The 22718-nt window shown below is 62.6% G+C and carries 11 protein-coding genes and 1 pseudogene; 11 read left to right on the top strand and 1 reads right to left on the bottom strand.

The features are described from left to right. Window positions 1-84: 84 nt before the first annotated feature. The gene (locus ATO3_RS05090; protein ID WP_088648752.1) at window positions 85-2625 is read left to right on the top strand and encodes a putative PEP-binding protein; all 2541 of its coding nucleotides are present in this window, start codon (window positions 85-87) and stop codon (window positions 2623-2625) included. 27 nt (window positions 2626-2652) lie between these two features. On the opposite strand, the gene ATO3_RS05085 is transcribed toward ATO3_RS05090, so the two are convergent. Next, window positions 2653-3063 (bottom strand): MarR family winged helix-turn-helix transcriptional regulator, encoded by a 411-nt coding sequence (locus ATO3_RS05085; protein WP_233152071.1) that lies wholly within the window; start codon window positions 3061-3063, stop codon window positions 2653-2655. Window positions 3064-3489: 426 nt separating this feature from the next. On the opposite strand from ATO3_RS05085, the gene ATO3_RS05080 reads away from it, so the two are divergent. From ATO3_RS05080 to ATO3_RS05035, 10 genes and pseudogenes are all read left to right on the top strand, one after another. Continuing rightward, complete coding sequence (locus ATO3_RS05080; RefSeq protein ID WP_198963210.1) at window positions 3490-4353, top strand: hypothetical protein; 864 nt, start codon at window positions 3490-3492, stop codon at window positions 4351-4353. 274 nt (window positions 4354-4627) lie between these two features. Continuing rightward, on the top strand, window positions 4628-6067 hold the full coding sequence (locus ATO3_RS05075) for a hypothetical protein (protein WP_088648750.1): 1440 nt from the start codon (window positions 4628-4630) through the stop codon (window positions 6065-6067). Further along, window positions 6064-6432 (top strand): hypothetical protein, encoded by a 369-nt coding sequence (locus tag ATO3_RS05070; protein ID WP_088648749.1) that lies wholly within the window; start codon window positions 6064-6066, stop codon window positions 6430-6432. The genes ATO3_RS05075 and ATO3_RS05070 overlap by 4 nt, the downstream gene beginning before the upstream one ends. 115 nt (window positions 6433-6547) lie before the next feature. After that, entirely contained in the window at window positions 6548-7027 is a 480-nt protein-coding gene (locus ATO3_RS05065) for a DUF6634 family protein (protein ID WP_088648748.1), read from the top strand. A gap of 113 nt (window positions 7028-7140) precedes the next feature. Next, window positions 7141-7533, top strand: coding sequence for a hypothetical protein (locus ATO3_RS05060; RefSeq protein WP_088648747.1), 393 nt, complete (start codon window positions 7141-7143; stop codon window positions 7531-7533). Window positions 7534-7980: 447 nt separating this feature from the next. Then, complete coding sequence (locus ATO3_RS05055) at window positions 7981-11073, top strand: DUF3348 domain-containing protein (protein ID WP_143747228.1); 3093 nt, start codon at window positions 7981-7983, stop codon at window positions 11071-11073. After that, window positions 11070-16010, top strand: coding sequence for a DEAD/DEAH box helicase (locus tag ATO3_RS05050; RefSeq protein ID WP_158217905.1), 4941 nt, complete (start codon window positions 11070-11072; stop codon window positions 16008-16010). Before ATO3_RS05055 ends, ATO3_RS05050 begins: the two co-directional genes overlap by 4 nt. A gap of 9 nt (window positions 16011-16019) precedes the next feature. Next, a complete protein-coding gene (locus tag ATO3_RS05045) occupies window positions 16020-22052 on the top strand; it encodes an SMC family protein (protein WP_143747227.1) in 6033 nt (2010 codons plus the stop codon). Between the two features lie 67 nt (window positions 22053-22119). Then, window positions 22120-22293 (top strand): annotated as a pseudogene (locus ATO3_RS29570) (hypothetical protein); the annotation flags it as partial. A gap of 52 nt (window positions 22294-22345) precedes the next feature. Beyond that, window positions 22346-22718, top strand: a 373-nt coding sequence (locus ATO3_RS05035) for a DUF4365 domain-containing protein (protein WP_143747226.1), incomplete at its 3' end; no start/stop codon positions are given.

Raw genomic sequence — 22718 nt, 5'->3', positions numbered from 1 at the left:
GGACTGGCCGGTGGGGAGGGACCCGGCCGGACCACTACGGACGCGCCCGAAAAACAGCCCGAAGGGGCGCAAAGGGGGCCCGTAATGCTGATGTCCGACCACAGGTCCGGCGTCGTCCGGATCGAACCGGGGGCCGGTGTCGTGGCCGAGGCGCATGGCGAACGGGCCGGCGACCTGCAGCACCTGGTGGATATGGGGCTGACCTGCCCCGTCTCGGTCGCGCTGTCGGTGGAACGCTTGCATGGCATCGCCACCGGGCAACGCTTTGACGCGGCCGGGGTGATCAACGAATTCGGCCCCGACCCGCTGGTCTCTGTCCTGCCGTCAAGCGGCCGCCGCTCCTGGGGCGGACCGCGCGAATTCCCCGATGTCGGCCTGAACGAGGCCACCCATGCGCTGCTTGCCGCCCGCTTCGGACAGGAGCACGCGGACCGGCGTTGGTTCGATTTCATCCTGCGCTATGCCACCGATGTCGCCTGTCTCGATGCCGAGCCCTTCGATGAGGCCGCCGCCGGGTCCGACCCGGCCGGCGCCGCGCTCGAAATCTACCTGCGCGAGGCCGGAGAGGCCTTTCCCCAGGATCCCGGTCGGCAGCTGTCGCAGGTCGTCTCCTCCATGGCGACGGCCTGGGGCGGGATCACCGCCCGGTTGCTGCGCCATGCCCAGGGCGCGCCGCTTGAGGCCGGGCTGGCCCTTCTGGTGCAGGACAACCGCTGGTCCGTGGCCCCGGGCGAAATTGCCACCGGGCGGGTGCGGATGTTCGATCCGGTGACGGGGCAGACCCGGCTGAACGGCAGCCTGCGCGCGCTGACCGAGACCGGAGCGCCCGCGCCGGCCGAGGATATCCCGACCGCCCTGCAGGACCGCGCACCGGAGCGTGTGGAGGCGCTCTCTGCCCTGCTCGACACCGCGCGGCGGGGCTTTCGCGCGGATCGCGAGATCGACGTCGCGTACGAAGGCGGCCGGTTCCTCGTGCTGGATGCGAGCCCGCAGGCGTCCAGCGCCCGGGTGGCTCTGAACAACGCGATGGCGCTGGTCGAGGCCGATGTGATCACGCGCGAAGAGGCCCTGCTGCGCGTCGCGCCGCCGTCGCTGACCGCGTTCCTGCATCCCCAGGTGCAGCCCGATCCGGCGCGCAAGCCGCTGTTTTCCGGCGTGGCGGCCTCCCCGGGCGGGGCGACGGGCCACGTGGTCTTTACCGCCGACGCCGCCGCCGCCCGCGCCGCGCGCGAGGAGCCCTGCATCCTCGTCCGGCGCGAGACCAACCCCGAGGACATCCGGGGCATGCATGTGGCCCAGGCCATCGTCACCGAGCGTGGCGGCATGACCAGCCATGCGGCCGTCATCGCCCGGGGGCTGGGCGTGCCCTGCATCACCGGCGCCTCCGGCGTCGTGATATCGGCCGAGACCGAGACGATGACCCTGGGCGATGGCCGCGTCCTTCACGAAGGCGACCTGATCACCGTCGACGGCACCCATGGCGAGGCGCATATGGGCGAGATCCTGATGACCCCCGCCGATGACGATCCAGGGTTCCTGGAATTCATGTCCTGGGCGGATGCCGCCCGCGACATCGGGGTGCGCGCCAATGCCGACACGCCCCAGGATGCGGCGCTGGCGATGAGCTTCCTGGCCGACGGGATCGGGCTTTGCCGGACCGAGCACATGTTCTTCGAACCCTCGCGGATGGTTGTCATGCGCGAGATGATCTTCGCCGGAACCGAGGCCGACCGCCGCGCCGCGCTGGACCAGCTGCTGCCGATGCAGCGGTCGGATTTCAGAGAGCTCTTCGCGACCATGGCGGGGCTGCCGGTCTGCATCCGGCTGTTCGATCCGCCGCTGCACGAATTCCTGCCGATGGACCGCGAAGGGCGCATGAACCTCGCCCAGTCGCTGGACCTGTCGCTGACCGAGGTGAACCGGCGGATCGAGGCGATTTCCGAGTTCAACCCGATGCTGGGGATGCGCGGTGTGCGCCTGGGCCTGATGCATCCCGAGATCTACGAGATGCAGGTGCGCGCGATCTTCGAGGCCGCGATCGAGGCGGGCCGCGCCGTGGGCGCCACGGTAGAGCCCGAGATCATGATCCCCCTCGTCGCCGGCCGGTCCGAGGTGAAGCTGGTCAAGACGCGCATCGATTCGGTCGCGGCGCAGGTCCGGGTGGCCACGGGGCAGGAGGTCGCCTATCGCCTCGGTGTGCTGGTCGAAACCCCGCGCGCCGCGCTTTGCGCCGGCGAGATCGCGGAATATGCGCAGCTGCTGAGCTTCGGCACCAACGACCTCACCCAGATGACCTATGGCCTGTCGCGCGACGACGTCAGCCGGTTCATGAAGGCCTATGTCGAACAGGGCGCGCTGACCGGCGATCCTTTCGAGAAGCTGGATTTCAAGGGGGTCGGAGAGCTGATCCGCATTGCCGCCGACCGGGGGCGGGCGACGAACCCGTCCATCGACCTGTCGATCTGCGGCGAACATGGCGGGGATATCGACACGATCGACTTCTGCCGCACCGGCGGGTTCACCTATGTCTCCTGCTCGCCCTACAGGGTGCCCATCGCGCGCCTCTCGGCGGCGCAGCTGGCGATCAGGGCCCGCAGGGATGAGAAGGACGGGACCGCAGGATAACCCTGCGACAATTCCGGGCGGCCCGGATCAGGGCGTGGCCGACACCAGCCGTGCGCGGATCCGGTCGAGCGTGGCGATGGCCTGCGCAATCTCGTCCTCGGACATCTGCAGCGCCTCCCGCACATGGGGGGCGATTTCGGCCGCTCTGGCCTGCAGGGCGCGGCCCTTGTCCGTTAGGGTGATCCGCACCACGCGCTCGTCCCCGCTGTCCCTTTGGCGGTTGACCAGCCCGGCCTCGGCCAGCCGCTTGATCAGCGGGGTCAGGGTGCTGGACTTCAGGTGCATCGCAGCGCCGATCTCGCGCACGGATCGGTTGTCACGCTCCCACAGCAGGGTCATCACCAGGCTTTGCGGATAGGTCAGACCCATCGGTTCGAGGCTGGCGCGGTAGAATTGCGTGAAGGCATGGCCGGCGGAATAGATCGCAAAGCACAGCATGCTCGCCAAGACCGGATCCCGGTCGGCGTCGGGGAAGGGGGGCGTGCCTTGCTCTGCCATGACCCAACGGATGTAGATCGCGCGCGATCGTCTCGCAAGGGGCAGGTGCCCCGTGCCGGCCGCCCGGCGCCAGGTCACCCGGGGTGCATAACCGCGAGAATGGCGCATAAAGGAAGGATACAGTGGTGAGCCGTGCAGGAGTCTGCGCGTTGTTGCAAATCATGGGGTTACGCTGGCGAACCCCCAGAACAGCCCCTTTGAATTCTTTGACGAAATTCAGGGTCTGACGAACCGTCCGGACACGCCCGGAGCCCCAAACAAAATTGCCGGGGGAGCTGGCACTCCACCCGACAACAAAGAAAGTCTTTCGACACGAAAAACCTACGCCCCCTCCGCCACTGGCGCAAGCCTCACGGAGGACCGGTCATGAGCTACGTCGTAGAGGCCCATTGCCATGAGCGCCGTTTCGGCAGTGCCGTCCGCAAGCAGATCATCATGTTCCTGGCCAACAAGGCCAGCGATGACGGCTCGGGCATCTGGTGCTCCAAGGGGTTCGTCCAGCGCCACACGGAGCTGAGCGAGACCAGCGTCAAGCGGACCATCTCGGACTTCCTCCGCGAGGGCATCCTGGTCCAGACCGGACAGCAACGGCCCTGCAAGAACGGCTTCACCGTTGTCTACCGGATCGACATGGATGTCGTGGCGCAACTGGAGTTGATTGGGGCCCCGGCAAGGACCCCCGCGCAGACGGGGTCCTCAGAGGACGGGGTGCGTCCTGACCCCGGTACCGGGTCCCCTGAGGACGGGGTACGGGGTCCTCAGGGGACCCCAAACAATCCTAAAACAACCCCTAAACCTCCTACGCGCGCGCAGGAGCCGGGGGAGGAGGATTTGGGGAAGATCTGGGATGCCTATCCCGAGGATCGGCGACGGGACCGGCCGACCTCGCTCAGGCTGGCCCGGGATGCTCTGTCCGAGGTGACGGCGGCCGAACTGCTGACGGCAGTGAAGGCATATGCCCGGCACTCGGCCGGGCACACCCGATCGAAGGTCAGCTTCTCGGACAACTGGTTCAGGCTGGGGAAATGGCGACCTTTCGTCGAGGCGGCCAGGGCCGAGGCGCACAGGCCGCAACAGATCGTCGAGAGGCAGCTCAGCGACGCCGCCGAAGCGATCCGCGAGCGGAAGGACTGGATGTACCGACACCTGCCGGAGGACAGGGTTTTCCAGGCGGTGCAGCGCGGGCTGATCACGCGGGAAGAGGCCCAGACCGCGGGGTTCCTGCGATGACCAGACCCGGCATGATCCCGGCCCCCGGCTGGCCAACGACCCCCGCGCCAAGGCGGTCCGCGCTCCCGGGACACCCCGCAAAAGCCTGCCGACGCGCCAACCCCATGGCTGGCGGAGAAGGGCTTTTGCAGCCGCCATGGGCGGCTTCGATCCGGGACGGATCGGCGGCGGAGCCGCCTGGCTGGGTGCAGGGGCGCAGCGCCTTGCCCGACGTGTTGCTTGCCAACACAGTAGTCGGTCCATATTGCGTTTCCCGGGGAACGGAGGTCGCAGCATGAGCGGCCCCCAGTTCTTCCACCTCCAGAGCTTTTCCCGCAAGGCCAACCCCGCCGGCCAATCGGTCGAGCAGGTGCTGGCCGAAGCGGCCCGCATCCCCCGGTTTTCCACCCACGTCCCCGCCCCTCGCCCGCCGCGTGTCGTCGCGGGTCTGCACCCGGCGCGGATCAAGGAGCGTCATGATGCGATGGTGGAGGCCGGGCGGATTTCCGTGACGCTGGCCGATGGCTCGACCAAGGAGCGCGGCATCCGCAAGGACCGTCACACTCTGCTGACCTGCGTGGCCTCGCATCCGCTCCTGTCCAGTCAGGTCGAGGCGGACGCGGAGGCCCGACGGAAATACGAAACCTGGGTCGAGTACAACCTCGCCCATTTCCGGCGGATGTTCGGCGACAAGCTGATAGGCGTGGTCGAGCACCTCGATGAAGAGCACCCGCATCTGCACGCCTTTGTGCTGCCGACAGATGATCCCACCTGTTCCGCCCGCGACCTGAACCCCGCCTGGGCCGCGAAGACCGAAGCCGAAGCCGCCGCCCGGGAGGCCGGTCACGACGCCAAAGCCGCGGTGAAGCTCGGGAACGCGGCCTACAAGGCCCGGGCGCGGGAACTTCAGGACGAGTACCACCGCGAGGTCGGCATTGCCGCCGCGCTCACCCGGCTGGGTCCGAAGCGGGAAAGGCTGTCACGGGCGGAGTGGCGCGCGCGCAAGGCGGCTGCGGAGCAGGACGCGCTGCTGCTGCGGGAAATGGAGGATCGTGTCTCGGCGCTGGCCATCCACGAGGAAGAGCTCTCGGCCACGGAGGAGGAGATCACCGCCCATCTGGCGGAGCAGCTGGAGCACGCCGCCCTGCTGGACGCCGAGGCAGAGGCGAAGCGACAGAGCGCATCGACCGAGAGCGATGCGCTGCTCGAGGCGTCCCGCCGCGATCGCGAGGCGGCAGTGGCCAGACTGGCCACCGCGGAGGCGGAGGCAACAAGGCTGGAAAACCGTGCCCGGAAGAAGGCCGAGGAAGATACCGCCGTGGCCGACGCCTACCTCCTCGACGCCAAGCGCAAGGCTCGGCAGCTGCGGCTCGACGCCGAGAGCAAGATGGAGGAGGTCCACTCCCAGGCCGATTCCTATCGCCGGGACGGGGTACGCGAGGCCTTTGAGCTGGCCCGCAAGCTGATGATCGGCGTGCTGACCGGTGAAGTCGTGCCGGCGCCAACGGGGGAAGGCTGGACCATCCACGATGAACGCCTGAAGCGTCGGGTCGGAGAGCTGGATATCGCGAGCTCCCTGGATCGCATCCTTCAGATCGTCTCCCGGTGCTGGGAGCTGATCAAGCGCCACCTGAAACCGGCTGCGGCCGAGGCTGAATTGAACGACCTGGTGGAGGATCAGCCCCCGGCCGGGTGCGATCCGCGATACCAATCAGCGAAGGGGATCGAACCATGACCCGAGAGCTGGACGCCCGGATCGAGGAGCTTCGGGCCAGGCGAAACCACACGATCCGGAAGACGGAGGCAGAGCTGGCGGAGATGCAGGCTGAGCTCGAACGGCAGATGACGGCCTTCCGCAAGGAGGTGGCGGCTGAGGCAAATCGGATCGGGGGCGTCATGCAGGTCACCGGCCGAAGGGTTGCTGTGGCGGAAGAGCGGCAAGCGAAGCTCGAGGCAGACCTCACCATCCTCGGCAAGGAAAGCGGCCGCCTTCTGCGAAGACATAGGCGCCTTGGCCTGGGCATATTGCTGGGAAGCGTCCTGCTGGGCAGCACCTTCATATCCTTGGCGCTCTGGGGGGCACCGCTTTGGCCCTTGTGATCAACTCGGCACGGACGGGATCAATCATGATCGGTTTGCCCAGATCACGAAGCGATGCGCTATCCAAGCGCGCGACCGGCTGCCATGGAACAAGGAGGCCTGAAGATTGCGATACATGAGCTGTGACGACTTTTTGTCCGCTGTCGAGCAGGCCGAGGCCGGGCCGAGCTCAGGTGACATCGATGGCGCCCCGCTGATCGACAACTGGTTCCTTGTCTGGCGTGACGGTGATGCCATCCGGGCCGACGGCGACGTTAGCGGCCACCCCGAGATTTCAGACCCATGGGTGACAACGTCTCCTGTGCTGGGCTTCCAGTACGATTTCGACCTCGAGACAGGCTGGTTGCGGACAATGTCGCGCTGGTATCGCCTTGGTCGGCTGAGGGCTGTGCCGATTCCGTCACCCGATCCGCAGGCAAAGCGGAGAGAAGCTCTTGATGCCGCGCAGGATCTGCTCACGCGACATCGGGAGACTTGGCGCGACCAAATCGTGTCGGGCGGACCACCAGTGGCACCTGATTTGCCAGAGTCGAGTACGGCTCGGATCGATGGGCCGACTGAGCCTCTTGGCCCGGTCACAGGCCTTTTCATCTAGCAGGAGTCAGGTGTGCCGGAGAATATTCGAAAGATCATGGGAAACGCCGTCTCAGACTAGAGGCGCCCCCTGTTCTACCTGTGTGGAAGACGTGCGAACCTGGAGAGACGCTTATGTCAGAGGTAGGTGGCAAGTACCTTTTCGGAACTTGGCTGAGCGCCACCGAAATCGCCAATCTCGCGATCTGCACCGACGTTTCAGAGCGGGGCGATCCGTGGACCGCGGAAGCGAAGGACGCCGTCTACAAGCTGCTCAAGCCCACGATATCACCGCACATCAGCTCGCAATCCCGCGGCGGTGCCGGGCCCACGAGAAGCCTCGACCAAGCCTATCAGCTCCTCCTGCTCGACCTGGCCACACACGGAATGGACGCACCCGCAGCCGTCATGCGGAAGCTCCTGACGATCTGGGCTCTGGGCGCGTTTGGAAAGAACGCATCGCTGGCAGGCCTCGATGACGGCCAACTGCTCAATGCGATACTTAATGAACTCGGGTTGTTACTCTAAGCCTACTCCCCAAGGGTTGAATGATGCGTTTTGGGCAACCACGCTGAACGGTTTCAGAATGTCAAGCCATGCGTCCTGAAATGGTGACCGAACGCTGATTTCTCCGGCTGTTGTGCTCTGCTCCCCGACCCCTAGGCCCCATGATCGCGGAGTGAGCCTGACTGCGCTTTCGGTTTTGGTTCGGCAGCCTCGAAAGCCGGCTATGTGCTTTGATCTAAGAGAAGATGGAAAATCTGAGGCGGTGCTCTTGTCTGCTCTCTAGGCTGCTGGCAGGGTGAGGTCTGCCATAGTAGTGCGGACGTGAATACGGAGATCGCCTAATATATCGTGGGGAAAGTCAGGCGGAGCCCTTCGGAATAGCCGAACCCGGAACTCTTAGTGGCGGCTTCGCAAATAGGCATCGCAAAATGCGGGGATGTCCAAGTACTTGTTTGGAGGGGAGGCCGCGTGGCCACTTTTGAAGATTGGGCGTCAGCGCAGCAGATAGATGCGGCGTTACTTTCGCAATGGCGGTCACGAGGCGCGACACCGTTCCCTGGTCAGTTGACGCCGGGCGATCCAGCTGAGGCCCGCCGCGTGGCGAGCAAATGCCTTCTTGCCGCGAATAATTCTAGGCAGTTCTTTTCGAAGTACCCAGCACTCGCAATCTGGGCGACGCTGGATCAACTTGCCGTACGATACGGTGAGAGCTCAAAGCACGTTTATTCCCACATCTCCCACGGCCTTGGTGCGTCCCTGTCGTCACCCGACGCGAAAGAAGGACTGAAGATAGGGTTTCGCATAGCTTGCCAAAAGCTTGGCCTCAAAGTGTCTGGCAATCATCCGAGCGATCTCTTCTTCCCTCTTCTCGGTGTCGCAGATGCCCAAGTTGGGTCGCTTGCGTCGGCGTTGGTGTCTGCGCTCAAACGGCTGGGACCACCTGCGATCGAGGACACCGCGGCATCGGTGGCCTGGCAGCGCGCAACACTGACCTGGATGCCAGAAGCTCTGAAACGGGCGCGATCATCGCTCTTGTTTGATCAGGTTGGCCATTATGCGTTGCGAGCGAACGCCTGGCGACTAAGCGATGCGCCGATCGGGCCGCGCGACAGGGCGCTCTTCGAAGCGCTTGATCGCGCGGCACGTAACCAAGGCCTAAGGAAGGAGCACGTGATCGGCCCACCGCGTCCAATCTGGTGGAAAGATGCAATCGCACTTCTGCCAGAACAGGGATCGGTTCCACAAAGCCTTGAGATGGGACCGTTTCCGAAACGCGTGACAGGTGGCCAGCCCGTCCCACTGCCAACGCCATGGCCTCCAACAATTACATGGTCCGCGGGTCGGCGAGAGGCAATTCGTACGACGCCAACCGAAGGGGTGGCCTGGATCTTCGATGCCTATACGGGCACCTTCCTATACGAGGCGCGGGGGGCGGAGGCTCAGGCTTTTGTGCATGCGGAAGAAGTGGTTATCTTGGCGCGCGCACCATTCGAGGCGACAGGCTTCGGTCCGTCGGTCCCAGCCAAAGACCCTACGTTCTCCATGGCGTGGGTGTCGGTTGGAACTGGCGCCGAAGCCGCAGGGGTCGGCTTCAAGGTGCGGATTTCCGTCAGCGTGGAGCCGGGCCTCAGGGTGATCGCACCGCCACTTGGCAGCTGGGGTGCACGTATCCTTCGAGAGGGGACGCAAGAGGGCTTCGTTGAGGTTCGAGTGGATCCGGCGCTCGTGGAACCGCGGGTTCTGCGGATGACCCTCAGCGGACAGAGATCGCATGCGCCGGTCACGCCGGGGCCAGACGGTGTAGCGCGCGTTTCATTTCGTTCGCTGCGGCTCGACCGCCCAGCTGCGCCCGGACGCGCGGTTTTCGATCTGCTGGTGACGGGCGCATCATCGACTGGCGATGCACGCGCTGAGCGCACTAATGCCGCTTATATCTGGCCCGGTGTAGGGCGGACGCCCTCAGGCAATGTCGAGGATGTTGTAGCCCCCGAGACCTTCAGCGCCGCTCACAGCGCCGGCTGGTTGAAGATCGCCGGCCGGCTCACCATGGACCCGCGCCATGCTGCTCCGGCGGCGTGCCTTGCCGTGTCGGTCGATGGCGATTTAGCTGAGTTTGAAATCCCGTTCCGCGGCGTGCGTGTCTGGCGGCATCGCCCAGGGGTTGATGGGCGCGAGCGGGTGGCGCATGGCGCGGTCTGGTTACGCGGCGCTTCCGAACGCCAGGACGCGATCGTCGTCGAAGGAGCGCCATCTGATACAGATCTCCTCATTTTTGGCGTGCGACAACGTGGTCCGTTCCGGGGCTCCCGCCGGCTAGAGGTTCCGGCATCGGTTTTAGGCGGCGAAGGACAAGACGACCGTATTGCTCTGTGCCATCCTGATGGCCGCGTCGAGACTCTGCTCAGGGTCTTGCAGGTCAACGACCCGAGGCGGATCGAATGTTTCGAAGACGATGTCTTCGTGTCTGTGGCTTTCGAGCCGGCGAAGCGTCTCGATGGGGTGGGCATTCGGATAGAGGATGTCTCCGGAGAAGTTTCCGAAGGATTCGAAATGCTCGGCCCGCGTCCGGTCAAGGCGCCGCTACCCTCGGGTGTTTCCGTGACATTGGGCGATCGCATCGAGGTCCAGATTAGGAAGTCGGAGTTTAGGATGGCCGCGCGGGCGACAATCCTAGTGCGCGAAGTCGGAGAGAGCTTCGAAGAGCTATGCGGTTCCGATAGGCACCCGGTTGCAGTTGGCCTCAACGGGGCGTCAGGACCGAGCCGCAACGCACTATCAAACCTTGCGAGGCTGGCGGCGGAGCCGAGCACCGCCGCACTTGCGGACCAACTTTACCGCGCTCTGGCCCAATCCCGCACCGAGGCTGCCCGACAGCTTGCGCAGCAAGGCATGGTGCGCCCTTTCCTGCCAGCACTCGCTGCGACGACTTCAGGCGGCCGCGTGGCCCGGGGCGATGTTCTAGGCGCCGCGCCCTGGCTTTTTTCGCGCGACCTATCTGCGCTTGGCGCCATTGACCAGGACGGAATGCTCGGCGCGCTTGCCCGGCTCGAGACAGTTGACGCGGACGGTTTGCCCGATCCGAGCGCAACAGATGCAACAACGCGGTGGCTCGACAGGATCGCGCTTGCGGAGGGGCTGCCTCCCGTACTTGGAGGCGATGCCATGGAGCAAGCCATGGGCCTCCTGCGCCTTCGGCTCGACAAGTTTGGTGGACGTCCTCTGCTTTCCGAAGGAGTGCTCGGTGGAGCTGCAAGATCGGTATTTGCGGCTCATAGCGCTGAGTTGGCTAGGCTCCGCGCATTCGATCTGACGGGCGGAAAGGACGCGCTCCCTGCACGCATCACAGCATTGCTCGAGCGCTTTGCCCGGGCGAGCCGGATCGGGCGCTCGGATGATTTCTTGGCCGACCTCGTGACCCGCACCGGATTGCCACGCGATACCGTTGGCGAGGTCCTGACTGTGTCGGTGCGATGCGGCCCCGAGCTCTTTTCAATCATACTGATGTTCTGGGATGCCGCGTGTCGCGCGCATGCACTCCAATCCAGAGAGGCGACCCCATGAGTGACTTGGATCCGAACCGGTTTCGCAGTGTATTGGATGCAACCCTAAAGCGCTTCGTGACTACAGCGTCACCAGTCAATTCAGTGCGGGCGCCCCAGCTGGCAGCGAAGCTTGTCTCCGCTGTGGCGGCGCAGGAACTGGTCAAGGGTCCTTTTGTAGAGACGTTGCCGGACTTCGAGAAGGGGCGCTCGCTCGAGAGCCTCCGGAGCGATGGCCTACTGCAGCCAGCATGGGAAACCATGGCGCATACCGCACCTGCAGTGTGGTCCCGCCCGCTCCATGCTCATCAGGAGCACGCATTGCTGCGTGACGACAACTACCTCGTGGCAACGGGAACGGGCTCAGGCAAGACTGAGAGCTTCCTATTCCCGCTTATAGACGACATTCTCGCGCAGGGTGACCTGGAACGCCCGGGCGTGCGAGCGATCCTTGTTTACCCATTGAACGCGCTCGCGAACGACCAACTCACGCGGATCGCGAAGCTTCTTTTCAGAGACCTCGGGAATCCCGGCATCACGCTTGGACGCTATACGGGGCAGGTGAGATCAACTGCGTCGCGCGAGCAGGAAGAGTCCACCCTGCGGGCCACCCCAACATACGTGGAAGAGTTCGGCGAAGATGTGCAGGTTCCGCTTGAGTGGCGCTTGTCGCGGGCGGAGATGCGGGCCCAGCCACCCCACATTCTCATAACCAACTACGCCATGTTAGAGCACATCCTGCTACTGCCCACCAACCGCCCGCTCCTCAACGGCGCCGACCTGCGCTGGATCGTGCTCGACGAGCTACACACCTACACGGGCGCATCAGCGATCGAGGTGTCCTTCCTGCTCCGTCGTCTGAAAGATAGTGTCGGAGCAGCGCCAGGATCGGTGCGCTGTGTGGGAACCTCCGCATCGCTCGACGAGGCGCGGAAGGAAGAGTTGGCCACTTTCGCAGCCGACCTGTTCGGGGAGCCGTTCGCTGCCGCAAGATCCGTGGTGATGTCGCGCCGCCGGAGGCACCCAGCTCTCGCGGGTCAGCACGCACCGAGTGGGTTCGGTGCAGATCAATGGGACGCGGCAAGGGCACTATCGGCCTTCGTTGCCATGCGCGAGCGGACCGGCCACGTAGTATCGGTGCGAGACTGGAACTTGGAATGCGAACTCGAGGATCTCGACGCGTTATGCATCGGCGATGACACTAGACTTGGAGATGGTCTAATCCAGTGCCTGAGCCGTTTCACTGAGGTTCACACACTTGCGGACATTCTTGAGCGTGGCCCGCAACCGCTAACGGATCTTGCCGAGGAGATCTTTCCGGACGACGATCCGGCAACTGCGATTGCAGGCCTCATCGGACTCATTTCCATCGGAGTGTTGGCAAAAAGTGAAGATTCTGCGGTCTTTCCACTTCTTCCCGCGCGGTATCACTTGATTGCCAGTTCCGTGGATCGTGTTGGCGTCACGCTCGACCATGACACGGGGGAAGGCGTTGGTACGGTGCATATCGGTCCTGTGCGGGACGAAGAAGATCGGCCAATCTTTCACTTGATGACCTGCCGCAATTGCGGAGAACCTTACCTCGAAGCCTGGATGACCGGTGCCGGACTCGATCCAGATAAGGGGCGCGCCTCGGATCGGGTCCTGCTTAGGCCTTTGCCTGGCCTGGCCACTGCAGAAAGCGAGGAAGAAGAGGACAACGAAGATCCGAACGTGCCGGAAGTCTGGTGGGTCGATCCCATGACCGGCCTCCCGCTCGAAGAGGGAGAGGCCGGAGCGGTCGGGCTCGAGGCGGTGCAAATGGAGCATGACGACGAAGGTGCCCACTTGCCGCGCTGCTGTGCCTGCAACCACCGGCCAGCGCGACATCGCGAGCCGATCACCACGATTCATCCCGGCGACGAGGCGTTTTCGGCAGTCTCCGCGCAGGCGCTTCTCGAGTCGTTGCCCGCCCGGTCGGTCGGCACGGCGCCGCCGATGGACGGGCGCAACTTGCTTGTCTTCTCGGACAACCGCCAAGACGCGGCGTTTTTTGCTCCATTCTTCGAACGGACTGCGCGCGACATGGCGGTTCGGGGTGCGATGCTAGATGCGCTGTCGAGGGGCGCACTCGATTTAGACAACTTGGTCACGGCCTCGCAACGATCCCTGCGACAGCATGGTCTTAGACTTTACGCCCCTGGCGTCGAGCCGATGCTGAGGGAGGAGATCAACGAAGAACTGCGTCTGAAGACCCTGATCGCGGCTGAACTATCGACCTTCGGAAAAGGGCGGCTGTCACTAGAGGGGTTCGGCCTTATTTCGATCGACTACGAGGGACTTGATCGTGTCGTGAGGCTTGCCGAAAGACCGATGCCGGATGCCTTGAAACCGCATGCAGAGGCCTACGTCCGATGGCTTCTGAAGACGGCGAGAGAGCATCGAGCAATTGCTTATGAAGGGTCGGGTGGCGTCGATCTCGTCGACGATTCCATTTGGGGCCGGTTTAACGCCCAGCGAGATCGCTGCATCACGCTTAACAAGAACCCGCGGGCAAGCCTCGCCATGCACATCATTCCGGCAGCTGGCCACTCGAACCGGTTCGTTCAACTCTTGCAGAAGATGGGAACAGCCGTCGACGCTCCTATCGACGATGTAACGGCGCGCGATGTGCTGGAACGCATCTTCAGGGCGTTCGAAAGTCCGAATTCGATGATGATCGCGCACGGCAGAGGCCTCGGGCTTAAGCTTGACCGGCATATCCGGGTGATACCGGGACGCGAGAGGCCGCTTCTGCGCTGCGACACCTGCGGCGTGCGCACCCAGATCGACACCGCTGGGGTGTGCGCGTCGCGCGGATGTAGTGGTCGGCTTGAGCCTGTGTCAGAGGCAGAGCGCGATGCGCTTGAAACCACGAACCACTACGTCGCCCGCTATGGCGAGCGACCGATGCTGTCGGTTGCTCGCGAGCATACGGCTGCGATCGCCGGGCATGTACGCGCACGCACCGAGGAGCTTTTCAAACAAGGCGAAGTGAACCTTCTGAGCTGCACGACGACGATGGAAATGGGAGTCGACCTCGGGGATCTCGAGGCAGTATTGTGCAAGAACGTTCCACCTTCGATCGCGAACTACCAGCAACGAGCAGGCCGCGCCGGACGACGGGCCCAGGTAGCCCCGATTGTGTTGACCACTGCGCGCTCAAGCCGATACGATCAGGCGGTCTATCATCGCTTCGGGCAGTATCTGGTCGAGAAGCCGAGGGTCCCATATCTCAACCTAGACAATCCAGGCTTTTTCCAGCGCCACCAAATGTCGGTAGCGCTCGCGGGCTTCCTTGACTATCGACTTGGTGCTGCGATTGGTATGGGCGCACCGCGGCTTAAGGCACTGTTCGGTGAGTTTCTCGACGGCGCAACCCGGACGGGCTGGGGCGAGGATCGTGATGCTTGGGCAGCGTCGAGCGCGGGTCAGCAGGCATTCCGTCGGGCGGCGAACCTCGCCCTGAGGCTCGAATCCACAGTTCTGGGGATTGCACTCGATGCACGCGGTGTGGAGGCCATGTTCCGCCGCCGCACCGATGCCCTGGCTGATGCGGTCTTCGGCCGCTGGCAAATCATGCACGACAATGTACAGCTCCTAGAGGTCGAGCGTGCGGCCCTACCGGAAAGCGACGAAAGAGAACGTGACAAGAAGGCACGCGCGATCGCTGCGCTCAATGCCCAAAAGGCAAGGTTCCTGAACCAATTCGTGGTCGAGGAAATGTCACGCCGCGCGGTCATTCCAACCTACGCATTTCCGGTCCACTCGGTCGCACTTGAGGTGATGACCCGCGCGGGAGGCGGCGGCTTCGGTACATCGCAAGTTCCACTCGAACTTGATCGCGACGGTGCCATTGGTATCACCGAATATGCGCCGCGGGCGGAGGTGGTCGCAGGCGGTCGCGTTTGGACCTCCGCGGGCATATCTAAGCGCAACAGGTTCACGGGCGATGATGCCTTTGTCGACAAGGCGCTCTACCGGGCATGCGAAGCGTGTGGCTGCCCGCAAATCACCGCAGAAGGCGCCGATCCGGCGGAAGATTGCGCACAATGCCGAGCGCCATTTCATCCTTTCAACCGGGTGCGACATTTCTTGCGACCGAAGGGCTTTGTCACGTCGTTCGCGGAACCAGACGGAAGGGACCCTGGGGCTGCGCGTATTCGGCCGGCGCCGACCGACGACGCCCGGCTTCTGACTGAGGCACCGCGAAGTGCCTACCAAGCGACCGACATTGAGGATATCCGCACGTTTCATGCGCCCGGATCTGGTCGGCCGGAAGCCGAACTGGGTCGGATCATCACGATCAACCGCGGCCCCGATCGCGGTGGCTTCGTCTGGTGCCCCGCATGCGAGCATGCTGAACCGGTCGAAGGTCACGGCCCGGAGCGACGCTGGCAAAGGCGCAGCATGATGTCCACGCACATCAATCCCCGCACAGGGGAGCGCTGCAGGGTCGATCTTGCGCGACAGGTGCAGCCGATCGACCTTGCCCATGTTTTCGAGACCGATGTCCGCGCCTTCCTGTTCTCAGGCGGGCCTAGGGCGCGCATCGGGACACCACCACCGTTCGACGAAACGCTGCGCCGCACTCTGCAGGAAGCACTGAGGCTCGGGGCGGCGCAGCTTCTAGAGACGGACCCACGCGACTTGCGGGCGCTAACACAAGTCCTCGATGGTGACCTAGTTGTCGTGCTCTACGACGCGGTCTCGGGGGGCGCTGGCTATGCGGCGCGACTGACCCGTGACGCGGGATTCTCGATGCGGGTACTGCTCACAATGACTCGGGACGTTCTCGAATGCACAAATCCCGACTGCATTCGTGCATGCTCGCGATGCCTACATGATTATTCTAACCAGCGGGTTTGGCACGAACTAGACAGGAATCCGGCTCTGGTCTGGGTCGACGCACTCCTGAATGGCGTCGCCGTTTCAGCTTGATTTGAAAGGATGAGCATGAGCTTCCGGACGACAACCACGACGAAGTGCGATACATCCTCTTTCGAGGAATCGGTGACCGAAGCGATGCTCCGCGGCCTCCCGCGTGGACCAGACGACAGACGCCCGCTGGTCACTGAAATACCGGAAGGCCTCGTTTTTCCTTTGCGCGAGATGGCCCCAGCCGCGCTCAACTATGTCATGTCGCAGCGCCGCTTCAGCCTACGCGAAATCAAGTGGCTGATCTGGGCTTTCCCTCACCTCGACATAGAGAACATCAAGGAGGATCAAACGCCTTTCTACGAAGCGTACTTCGAGCTCATCGAGCAGCGCCCTGCGCTTGCTGTAGCATTCGATATCCGAGCCTGCATGGGCGTATCGAATGCCAAGATGCGAACCAAGATCAAGAAAAAGCCAACCATCGCAATGGCGCTGGGGTCCTCCCCAGGGCTTTCGGCTTCCGTTGATCGGTTTATGGACGAGGAGGAACCGATGTCGACGGAGCTACTTGTCGCGTTCTTCTATGACTATGCGTCGGCCGAGTGGCGACGGGTAGACGAGCGAAACGACGGGACGCGACAGGAACTGCTCAGCATTTTCACGCCAACAATCGAGATCGGCGAAGAGGTAGACGAGGAAGAAGACACTGCGGAAACCGACGTAACTCAGGCACTCGAATTGGCACAGCAGCTAGTCGCGGCATTGACACTGACCTCGGGCACTGATGCGTTCTCAGAAGCCATCGCTGCTCTCGAAGAGGCGCAAGATGCAGCGATCGCAGCGGCCGACGCCGATGAACTTGGTCGACGGCTGGCGGCGGTACAGATCCTCATGGACGTTATGCAAATGCCATCAGAGGCTGCGGAAGGATGGATCGCAAACCACCCAGCTTGCATCGAGCCTTTTTGCGCGGCGAAGGAAAACCTGGACATCGCGGCTGCGGCGGTCGCGGAGCTGGAGACAAGCGTAGCGGAGCGGAAGAAGGCCATGGAAGAATGCATGGCCAAGAGCGACTTCGCTCTCCTCGCCACATTGTCAGGGGAAGCGTCGCAAATCATGCAGGAGTTCGACCAGGCGTCTCGCACCTTGGCATCGGCAAAGGCGTTCTTCTCCGATGCGGTGGCGGCGGACGGGAAAGACGTAAACTGGCCCATCGATTGGGTTACACCGATTGCACGAGTGCCTGATACTTTTTCCTCGCACAGCCTCGAAGAAAAGAACCGAGCGCCCACAGATGTGGTTGCACCGAGGGTGAACGAAGGGAAAGACGGTTCGCATGACGGCTGCGGAGCAAGCCTGATCGGACACGCTCAAGCGCATGATTGCGCGGAAGCCGCCCACAGCGCGACTCAGGTGCCCGGCACTTCGGCGATGCCCGAAGCTGTCCAGCCGGGCGAGGATGTGCAAGCGAGGACGACAGCAGCGGTGGAGGCTGCTGGGGACCGGGCCGAAGGGCGGGCCAACATGACCGACCTAGCAACGACTAAGCACTCCGAAGAACCTTTGAAAGAAGTTCAGGCCGGGGTTACGAAAGCGCCGGATGACCCAAACCCGGAAGCCGGAGAAGCCACGGTTGCAGAGGATGCAGGTACTGATATTGAGGCGGACACACTGCCAGAAGCCGCCCTATTCGCAGAGCTGCTTCTAAATGACATGCATGCAGTCGCGGCCCGATTGGCCGAGGCGCTCGATGCCGAGGGGCAGCAGACACCGCTTTCGGCGCCCGCATTGCGCGCGGCCTCGCTCGCGCGCACTCTTGGCACCGATTACACGCCCGGCTTCAACAGGCTAGTCAGCGAAACGTCCCTGGCATGTGCAAGCGGTCAGGAAGCAGATGCAGCTATGGCGTTTGGGGCATCTCTGGCAGGCGCAGTCTTCGTCTCCGAGGTGGCCTTGCGTGCAGCCCTGAGCCAAGTGCGCCTTGGTCGGTTCGGAGCTGAATTGAACGCACTCAAAGACATTGTCGAGGCGCTGCCGTTTACTTTTCCACCAGGGCCGGACGCGCTTGCTGAGCTCGCAGGAGCACCAGCACGGCCGCGAACCGACCGGCTTTCCGAGCGGCTTACATCTTGGGCACGCGATGCCCAGCATATGAGTGGACCGTGCCAGCCCTCGACTCGGTTCCTACGTGCCGTGGCCAAGCCGGGAGGCATCGTTGGCGGCGCAGCCGAGGCGATAGCTAAAGGGGCACCAAATGCTGGGCATAAGGCACGTGAGGCGGCCAATTTCTGCACCAACAGCGACGTCTTTGAAGGAGTTCTGCGCAACGAACTTCAGCCGCTTGGTTCGCGCAGCACGTCAAGGCTCAACCCCGCTTCGCGGGACTACCTCAAGCGCCGTTTCGGTGAGGCCGCAGAAATCCTCGAAGGATGGCTAGCTGCGCAATCTGGTCAGCAGGAACGCGATGTCAGCCCCAGGATGCGCCGCGAGGTAGACACGCTTAAAGACGCTCTTGTGGGCGCTGCCGAAGCGCTGTCTCGTCGTGCCGAGCGGGCGGCTGACGTGCGAGTCTTCGACGCGGCGCTTTCGGAGTGGCTTCGTCAGCAAGTACTCGCGGTGAGCGAGGGTCTCTCTGGCAAGGATTTGCGTCGGTTCGCATCGGAGGAGGAGGTCGAGAGCTTGGAAGCAGCTCGATTGGTCCCCGCGGCGCGGCGCGCACTTGCGGACGCCGACACTCAGACTCTGCTTGCTGTCTTGCACTCTTCGGGAATCCCGACTCCGGAGGAAGCTGCGCGCCAGGCGTTCGAGGCGGGAGCGTTCGCAACAGCGCTGCGCCTTGATCGTACGTTCGGAGAGACAACCGAACTCGCGCTCGTCCCGTCGCTAGAGAACGCTCAGAGAGCTTATGCCGAAAACCTCAAGATACGCCTTCAGAAGTTGGTAAAAAGAGTTTCGGTCTTGCGGCGCCTCGACCTCGACAAGGCACGGCAGGAATCGCTTCCAGCGCGCTCGGCGCGGCTTCGCGAGGCGCTAGATGAGGTAACGGCGCTGGCAGACGGGGACGGTCCGCTTACCGATCTAGATGCAACGACTGTCTTCTGCGTGGGGTTCGAAGCCGAGTGCGACGAGGCCGAAGCTGAGGTGCGCGCCGACCAGCTTGACAGAGTGCAGAAACGTCTTGGCGATGCCAGCGAGGAAGATCGCGCCGAGCTGAGGCGGCAGATTGAGAGCGGCCATGCCCTTGAGGGGATCGAAAACAGTATTGCACTCTTGCGCGACGGCCGGGCTCTCGGAGCCCCGGTTTCCGACGAAGGCGGCCCGATGGGCAGGTTTTCCAAGGAAGTCTTGAGTGCAATAGAAGCCGGGTCATGGCCCAAGACCGCTGATGCCTACGCTGCAGCGTTTGCCGCGGAAGCCGGCCCGCTCGTAACCGACGCCGCGCGTCGTGAAAATGCTGCTCAGCTCATGGAGATTGTTTGCGCACTTCGCACGGAATCGCGCAAGAGTATTCCGAGCGCCAAATCGATCCAGAACGCCCTTGAGGCGCTTGGTTTCCGCAACGTGCGTCTTGGTGCGGCCGAGCGAGGACAGGGGCCGCGCACGCAGGTATGGTCGCTGTCGCTCGCCGCTGATTGCACGCCCCAACCGGCAAAAAGCTGGTTCCTGCCGCCGATCTTCGGAAGTGCGTCCGGTCAGCGTTACAAGCTCATTTTCGCAGCCGTTGACGTCATGCCGGAAGTGATCGTGGATGCGCTCTCAGAGGATGTGCCTGCATTCGTTCTGGTCGCTGGCGTTCTTTCTCGAGCGCTGCGGCAAGAGTTTGCGGAAAAGCTCCGTGGAGCAAGGCGCCCCGCGGTCCTAATCGACGAGGCTCTGGCCGCTTTTGCGGCGAGTCAGCGGACGGCGCGTCTAGAGATCCTGTTCGCGTGCGGCCTGCCATATGGTTTTGTCGAGCCTTACGTAACGAATGCGGGGAACCTTCCGCCCGAGATGTTTTTCGGTCGCGGTGAGGAGATAAGGCTCATTAAGAGCAGAGATTATGAGGGCTGTCTGGTGTTCGGGGGCCGCCAGCTCGGCAAGTCGGCACTGTTAAACCATGTGCGCGAGACGACTCATGACCCGGATGCGGGCCAAATCGTGGTCCTGCGATCAGTTACCAACCTCGGCCAGCCTGACACGCCCTCATCGACGGTCTGGCGCATCCTGCATTCGGAGCTTTTTCCATTCGCTGGCGTCGTTCAACCGGGTAGTCTCGGCAACGCAGAAGCAACGGCAAACGACATACAGACTTGGTTAGGACGGGACGGTTCACGTCGAATTCTCGCGCTGCTCGACGAAACAGACGAATTCATGTCGGCAGAGAGCGCGAGCGGGTTCCCCGAGATCACGCGCCTCAAGGACTTGATGGAAAGGACCGGCCGACGATTCAAGGTCGTTTTTGCCGGCGTTCATAACGTGCAACGTCTGCACAAAGTCACCAACTCGCCCCTGGCGCATTTCCGCCAGCCGATCGTCGTAGGCCCACTCAACCGAACCCACGAAGACAAACAAGCTGCGCGAGACCTAGTCATCCAGCCATTACGCGCCGCTGGATACAGATTCGAGGATCCGTCTGCAGTCGACGAAATACTTGCCTATACCAACGAGTATCCTTCCCTAGCACAGGAATTTTTGCAGGGGCTCTTGCGACAGTTGAACCGGGCGGCGACACGCTCAGATCATCTTAATCCCAATGGCCCCCTCTGGCAGGTGCCGAGTGCCATGCTTTTCGAGCACGAGCGTTTCGAACAGATAGAGAACGAGATCCGCAAGAAATTCCGCTGGACGCTCGATCTCGATATCCGCTACGCGCTTATCGCTAACGTGCTTGGCCAGCTGGCGCATCAGGGATCCGAGCAGAACGTGCTTATGGAGGGTATCCCGCTTCACGACATCTATGAGGCAGTGCAGGACTTTTGGCCACCGGCTCTGGACCGGATGGACCCGGCTGGTTTTGGCGTCATTCTCGACGAGATGTATGACCTTGGCGTTCTGGGGCGCATCCAAGTGGGCAGCTCGCAGGTCTACCGCTACTGCCTGCGATCGCCCCAGGTAGTGAAGATGCTGGGTCAGCCTGAGGACGTCGAGAACGAACTCCTGAACATCGCTCACAGTGAGCCGGCGGTACGATACGACAAGGCCATTCATCGCCTGAGCATCCAAGCAAAACGCGATGGCGCACGCAGGTACCATTTGCCTCTAACCGTTCTGCAAGTGGAGCGACTCCTCGATCCTAATGATCTTGCACCGCGGGTGATCTGTGGCCTCAAGGTGCTCGGACTAGAGCGTGTTGCCACAATGCTTGACCGGGTGTCGAGGGAAATGGCGCTACCCGGCTTGGCGCCCGGCAAGTATGTCGAGGTAGTTGCTACGGACGGTCAGACCGAGTTGCGGGCAGCGCTCGACGCCCGGATAACAGCCAACACGGTCCGGGTGGTCGCCCACATGAACTCCGGCTCAGAGAAAGATGCCGAGCGCGTTCTCAACTTTCTGAGCCGACATGAAGCGGTACTTTCGGGAAAAATCCGCCCGATCCTGCTGTTGGATGCCGAACATGACGGATTGCGCAACTTGGCCATCCGGCAGGGGAATGCGGCGGCATTCCTCGCCCCTTGGGGTATGGAGTTCCTGCGCATGCACCTGCGTCAAGTCGAGGCCAATCACCTCGATCAGCCTGCAATCCGCGAGGCTATCATGACTGCAACTGGCGGGGTGCCCGATCTCGTAGTGCGCGCGGTGCAGGGTCTTCGCGCAGAGGAAAAGCCGCTCGAAGCTGTGGCGCATTTGGCAAAGGCTGTGGACAAACTCGGCGCGTTGCGGATAACGGATGCAATGAAGCAAGCGCTCGAGCTCATTGTCGACAATCCCCGAACGCAAAAGGATGCGCCTGAGGATCACTTCGATACAATTGACGAACTGATCAAGGACACAACAGGCGCCGACCTTACGACGCTCGGACCGGATCTGAAGGCACTTGGTCTACTCCGCGCATTCGTTCCAGCACGCAAAGTCGTCGAGGCTTCCTCCTTGGGTGCGCTCGTAAGACGAACTGCGCTGGCGCAGTAAATCCGTCGCGTCGAGCCCCATTAGTGCCATAGCTCGGAAAATTTTGGGAAAATGTCAGGCTTTGAGTGTGAGCGATAGGAATAAGGATCTACCGGCCCTTGGCCCGAATGCGGTCCAAGGTCAACTTGGAGAAGCGCTTGTTGAGGCTGCGATCTTGCAACTCGGGCAGCTGTATGATCGCCGAGCTGGTTTGGATTTCGGAGTTGACGGTATCATTGAATTGACGACAGGCGAGTCCGAAATGTGCGCGTCGGGTCGCCAAGTTGGTGTCCAAGTCAAACGTGGTATAAGCAATGCAGTTGCGACAAGCCACGGGTTCACTCATTACTGGCACGGAAGCTCATGCCAATTATTGGTTGCGTCATTCACTGCCGATTATCGTTGTGCACAGCGATCCGGTGACGAACAGGCTTCGTTGGCGTGAGGTCAGCGAGAAGAACCTTCGAAGGACTCGCAAAGGCTACGCCATCGATTTACCTGCAGAAAGCGAACTGCGGACGTCGCTTGACGCGATCAGGGCTCTCGCCGAGAGGCACAAATATAGCGAGTCCCACGCAGACAGAGTCATCGTCGTTCCTTACAGCATGAGTGAAGGAATCCGTATCGACGACGCTGAGCTCGGACTAAAGCGTCCGGCTCAAAACCTGAATCGCAAGGGATTCCCTT

Source organism: Marinibacterium profundimaris, assembly GCF_002210095.1.
In the GTDB taxonomy this organism is placed as follows: domain Bacteria; phylum Pseudomonadota; class Alphaproteobacteria; order Rhodobacterales; family Rhodobacteraceae; genus Marinibacterium; species Marinibacterium profundimaris.
This window is presented reverse-complemented; position numbering and strand designations above follow the sequence as displayed.